This is a genomic window from Streptomyces sp. CNQ085, from assembly GCF_022614595.1.
Classification (GTDB): Bacteria; Actinomycetota; Actinomycetes; order Streptomycetales; family Streptomycetaceae; genus Streptomyces.
In genome coordinates this window covers 1-3,831 of sequence record NZ_JAJFAU010000192.1, presented here as the reverse complement: position 1 = coordinate 3,831, position 3,831 = coordinate 1, and the positions used below count along the sequence as shown (strand labels likewise).

At 72.2% G+C, this 3,831-nt stretch carries 2 protein-coding genes and 1 pseudogene; 2 read left to right on the top strand and 1 reads right to left on the bottom strand.

Going from position 1 to position 3,831, the window contains the following annotated elements; all coding sequences use genetic code 11:
• Window positions 1-311 (bottom strand): annotated as a pseudogene (locus LJ221_RS22255) (pyridoxamine 5'-phosphate oxidase family protein); the annotation flags it as partial.
• Between the two features lie 111 nt (window positions 312-422).
• On the opposite strand from LJ221_RS22255, the gene clpB reads away from it, so the two are divergent.
• Together clpB and LJ221_RS22245 are read left to right on the top strand one after the other, a co-directional pair.
• Window positions 423-3,017, top strand: coding sequence for an ATP-dependent chaperone ClpB (gene clpB, locus LJ221_RS22250; protein WP_241718501.1), 2,595 nt, complete (start codon window positions 423-425; stop codon window positions 3,015-3,017).
• Window positions 3,018-3,228: 211 nt separating this feature from the next.
• On the top strand, window positions 3,229-3,762 hold the full coding sequence (locus LJ221_RS22245) for a YbjN domain-containing protein (protein WP_241718500.1): 534 nt from the start codon (window positions 3,229-3,231) through the stop codon (window positions 3,760-3,762).
• Window positions 3,763-3,831: the final 69 nt, after the last annotated feature.

Genomic DNA, 3,831 nt, shown 5'->3' with positions numbered 1-3,831 from the left:
CCCCCCCCCCCCCCCCCCCCCCCCCCGGTGCCCTCCAGGGTGGCCCAGCGCCCCCGGTCCACCTGGCAGACGGCGGCCCGGGCGCCTCCGGGCCTCCCCGCGGCGGCCAGGACGTTGGCGACCTTGGCGCTGGTGCGGCGGGTGATGACCCGCGCCAGACCGGCCCCGGGGTCGTAGGTGGCCCCGACGGGCACCACATGGGGCGTGCCGTCAGGGCGGAGCGTCGTCAGGGTGCACAGGTGCCGCTCCCGCCAGAAGGCGAGGTACGCGTCGTCCGGGTGCCCGGGGTCCCGCCGGGATTCACTGGCCATACTCCGGAAACTATCCCGGCGGCACTCCCGTCCACCCCTTGAGTGGAATAGACTCAACTTACTGCATGCTGATGTGTGCAGAGTTGGCGACAGGAGGAGGAGCACGCACCCGTGGACGCCGAGCTGACCAACAGGAGCCGGGACGCGATCAGCGCGGCCAACAACCGCGCCCTCACCGGGGGCCACCCCGACATCACCCCGGCACATCTGCTGCTGGCCCTGCTGGAGGGCCAGGACAACGAGAACATCCAGGACCTGCTCGCGGCGGCCGACGCCGACCAGGCCGCCCTGCGCTCGGCGGCCGAGCGGCTGCTGGGCTCGCTGCCCAGCGTGCGGGGCTCCACCGTCGCCAAGCCGCAGCCCGACCGCGACCTGATGGCCGTCCTCGCCGACGCCTCCCGGCGCGCCAAGGAGCTGGGCGACGCCTACATCTCCACCGAGCACCTGCTCATCGGCCTGGCGGCCAGGGGCGGCCGGGCCGGCGGGCTGCTCACCGAGCGGGGGGTCACCGCCGAGAAGCTGCTCACCGCCTTCGAGAGCGCCCGCGGCGGGCAGCGCGTCACCACCGCCGACCCCGAGGGCACCTACAAGGCGCTGGAGAAGTTCGGCACCGACCTGACCGCCGCGGCCCGCGAGGGCCGGCTCGACCCCGTCATCGGCCGCGACCAGGAGATCCGCCGCGTGGTGCAGGTGCTCTCGCGGCGTACCAAGAACAACCCGGTCCTCATCGGCGAGCCCGGTGTCGGCAAGACGGCGGTCGTGGAGGGCCTGGCGCAGCGGATCGTCAAGGGCGACGTCCCCGAGTCGCTGAAGAACAAGCGCCTGGTCGCCCTCGACCTGGGCGCGATGGTGGCCGGGGCCAAGTACCGCGGCGAGTTCGAGGAGCGGCTCAAGGCCGTCCTGGCGGAGATCAAGTCCAGCGACGGGCGGATCGTCACCTTCATCGACGAGCTGCACACCGTCGTCGGCGCGGGCGCCGGCGGCGACTCGGCGATGGACGCGGGCAACATGCTCAAACCCATGCTGGCCCGCGGCGAGCTGCGCATGGTCGGCGCCACCACGCTGGACGAGTACCGCGAGCGGATCGAGAAGGACCCGGCTCTGGAGCGCCGCTTCCAGCAGGTGCTGGTCGCCGAGCCCACCGTCGAGGACACCATCGCCATCCTGCGCGGCCTCAAGGGCCGCTACGAGGCGCACCACAAGGTCCAGATCGCCGACGGCGCGCTGGTGGCCGCCGCCGCCCTGTCCGATCGCTACATCACCTCCCGCTTCCTGCCGGACAAGGCCATCGACCTGGTCGACGAGGCCGCCTCCCGGCTGCGTATGGAGATCGACTCCTCGCCCGTGGAGATCGACGAGCTCCAGCGTGCCGTGGACCGGCTGAAGATGGAGGAGCTGGCGCTGGCGGGCGAGAGCGACGAGAGCTCCCGGGAACGGCTGGAGCGGCTGCGCCGCGAGCTGGCCGACCGCGAGGAGGAGCTGCGGGGACTGACCGCCCGCTGGGAGAAGGAGAAGCAGGGACTCAACCGCGTCGGCGAGCTGAAGGAGAGGCTCGACGAGGTGCGCGGCCAGGCCGAGCGCGCCCAGCGCGACGGCGACTTCGAGACCGCCTCAAAGCTGCTGTACGGCGAGATCCCCACCCTGGAGCGCGAGCTGGAGGAGGCCTCGGCCGCCGAGCAGGAGCAGGACCCGGGCAAGGACACCATGGTCAAGGAGGAGGTCGGCTCGGACGACATCGCCGATGTCGTCGCCTCCTGGACCGGCATCCCCGCCGGACGACTGCTGGAGGGCGAGACGCGGAAGCTGCTGCGCATGGAGGACGAGCTGGGCCGGCGGCTGATCGGCCAGAGCGAGGCCGTGCGCGCCGTCTCCGACGCCGTGCGCCGCTCCCGCGCCGGGGTCGCCGACCCCGACCGGCCCACGGGCTCGTTCATGTTCCTCGGCCCCACCGGCGTCGGCAAGACCGAGCTGGCCAAGGCGCTCGCCGACTTCCTCTTCGACGACGAGCGGGCCATGGTCCGCATCGACATGAGCGAGTACGGCGAGAAGCACTCGGTCGCCCGGCTGGTCGGCGCGCCCCCCGGCTACGTCGGCTACGAGGAGGGCGGCCAGCTCACCGAGGCCGTGCGGCGGCGCCCGTACAGCGTGGTGCTGCTGGACGAGGTGGAGAAGGCCCACCACGAGGTCTTCGACATCCTGCTCCAGGCGCTCGACGACGGGCGGCTGACCGACGGGCAGGGCCGGACGGTGGACTTCCGCAACACCATCCTCGTCCTCACCTCCAACCTCGGCAGCCAGTTCCTGATGGACCCCCTCGCCAAGGAGGAGGAGAAGCGCGAGGAGGTCATGGCGAGCGTCCGCTCCGCCTTCCGGCCGGAGTTCCTCAACCGGCTGGACGACCTGGTGGTCTTCTCCGCGCTCAGCGGCGAGGAGCTGCGCGGCATCGCCCGGCTCCAGATCGACGCCCTCTCCCGGCGCCTGTCCGACCGTCGCCTCGCCCTCGACGTCTCCGACGCCGCGCTGGACTGGCTGGCGGTCGAGGGCAACGACCCGGCCTACGGCGCCCGGCCGCTGCGCCGCCTGGTCCAGACGGCCATCGGCGACCGGCTCGCCCGCGCGATCCTGACGGGCGAGATCCGTGACGGGGACACCGTCCGCGTGGACGTCGCCCTGGGGGAGGGCCTGACCGTCACCCCGGCGCGGTGACGGCGCGGCGGTGACCGTGGTGCGGTGAACGGTGGTGCCCGGCGGCTCCGGTCGCCGGGCGCACCACCACGGCATATGCCCTGCCCGGCGGGGAACCCCCATGCGGTCGGACGGTCATGTCAGCCCGACGGACGAGCCCCGGAGCCCGGGCTTGCCATGACCGGGCCGGGGTGGGGGAGGATGGCAGGAATCGTATGAAGGGAAAACCACGGTGACTATCGACCCGTCCTCGATCCCGAACTTCGGGGGCCAGCAGCCCGAACAGCAGCCGACGGGGCCTGCCGGGCCCGTCATCCCGGACCAGGACCTGGTCAAGCAGCTCCTCGACCAGATGGAGCTGAAGTACGTCGTCGACGACGAGGGTGACCTCGCGGCGCCGTGGGAGGAGTTCCGCACCTACTTCATGTTCCGCGGCGAGAAGGAGCAGCAGGTCTTCTCCGTCCGGACGTTCTACGACCGCCCCCACTCCATCGAGGACAAGACCCGCCTGCTGGAGCTGGTCGACGACTGGAACCGCCGCACCCTGTGGCCGAAGGTCTACAGCCACACGCACGACGACGGCACGGTCCGCCTGATCGGCGAGGCCCAGATGCTGATCGGCGTCGGCGTCTCGCTGGAGCACTTCGTCTCCAGCACGGTGAGCTGGATCCGCGCCTCGGTCGAGTTCGACCGCTGGCTCGTGGAGCAGCTCGGCCTGGCCAAGGACATCGAGGAGTCCGAGGGGGAGGGCGAGGGCGAGGGCTGAGCTCTCCACTCCTCCCACGAGGCCCCGCACGGCCCCGGTGCGCGGAACGCTCCGCGTCCGGCGCACCGG